This is a genomic window from Pseudomonas sp. Irchel 3H3 (assembly GCF_900187635.1).
In the GTDB taxonomy this organism is placed as follows: domain Bacteria; phylum Pseudomonadota; class Gammaproteobacteria; order Pseudomonadales; family Pseudomonadaceae; genus Aquipseudomonas.
Map to the genome: position 1 here is coordinate 1 of NZ_FYEC01000061.1, position 1,576 is coordinate 1,576.

The 1,576-nt window shown below is 55.9% G+C and carries 1 protein-coding gene and 1 pseudogene; both read right to left on the reverse strand.

The window, feature by feature from the left end; all coding sequences use genetic code 11:
• Positions 1 to 1,307: type VI secretion system tip protein TssI/VgrG (gene tssI, locus CKW24_RS27625; RefSeq protein WP_143501319.1), on the reverse strand; the 1,307-nt coding region annotated here is incomplete at its 3' end.
• A 107-nt stretch (positions 1,308 to 1,414) separates the two neighbouring features.
• Positions 1,415 to 1,576, reverse strand: a pseudogene (locus CKW24_RS27630) (type VI secretion system tube protein Hcp); the annotation flags it as partial.

Here is a 1,576-nt window from a genome sequence, read left to right on the forward strand (position 1 = left end):
GTCACCACCACTTCCATGCCGATGCGCGGGATGGTCACCGCACCGAAACTGTCTCCCGCCCAGCTGGATGACACCCGTAACCAGCAACTGCTCTTGTCGCTACCCAGTTCGGCGCGGTCCCAATGGAACTCGACCTTAACCCGCCCGTATTCATCGCAAAAGATTTCTTCCCCTGCTGGACCGGTGACTCTGGCAGTCTGACTGACCAATACCGATTGACGCGTGACCAGCGGTGGACGGTAAAACACGTCCCAGGGGATCGCGCTGAAGGTATTGCGGTAACCTTGAGTGAAGCCGTCTTCGGACTTGACGTCGCTGGTGATTGCTTCCTCCAGTGACTGAGGTTGCTTGCCTGAGTGCGTCACACTGAGCAGCAGCCACAACGAGTTGCACTGCTGACGCGGGTGTTCAGTCAGGTCGAAGAAGTGTCCACTGCGCAGGGTTGGCTGGTCGCTTTTACCCTCGGCCAACTGGTAGTCGGTGCGGTGCCGCTCCAAGGCCTGCCGGGCAATCTGTTTGCCGCGCTTTTCATTTTCGATCAGCACCGGGTAACGGTAGTCTTCGAGCGCAGGACTGAACTCGGCGGTAAATCGGCTTTCCAGCAACTGGCTTGGGCGTTTTAAATCATAGCCACGACGGGTGGTTGTGCTGGTTCGGGTGCTAAAACGCATCGAGAACTGGCTGACGACCGGGTGATCCGCGGCCAGGCCAGAGCCTTGCTGATACGGTGTGCCCCCTAGCTTGGGAAAATAGGTTTGATCGTCCGTGAACACCAACTGATGTCCATCCTGACTGTGTTGGTGGTGCCAGGAAATCCCATCTTCACTGCACAACCGCTGAATGAACTCGAAGTCGCTTTCCCCATATTGAGTGCAGTATTCGCGCTCAGGGTTGGTGCTGACATTAAAGGTATATGCATCAGCCTGAATCCCGTGGCCCTGGAGCACTTTGGCCACGATCTGCGGCACCGTCAGGTGCTGGAAAATCCGTTGATTGTGACTGAACTGCAAATAGTGCAGGGCCGGCACCAGGGTTAGGTGATAGCGGGTCAGGCGCTTACCCGCTTCACCCACAAACACATCTTCGATACGCCCATGAATACCTTCCCCATTCAGACCAAACTGGAGAAAAGCCGGCTGACTGAGCAGGCTCTCCAGATCGAAATCAGGGGACTCACTGACGAGTTCAATCTGGATCGCATACAAGCTGCTGATGGCTTCAGTGCCCTTGAAGGTCAGCACTTTGAAATCGTTGCGAACAGAGGGGATCAGCAACGTGAAGTGCGCAGCATTGGCCGGCGCGAACATACGCTTATCCTTAGCTGAGAGAGGAGGCAAAACGCGACGCCCACCTTAGACGTAATAAACGGCATCAACCGCCGAAGAGGTTGATGCCGTGAAACGGCGAGTCAGTTTTAGCCCGCGACAGGGGTGCGCCAGTCATCGGAACCAGAGGTGCCAGACACTTCGTGGGTCCAGGTGATTTTGCGGTAGGTGAACTCAACGTCTTCCAGATGCGTGAAGTGCGAGTTCGCCGGGTCCTGGCAGTTATGCATGTAGTCCTTGATATCAACGAT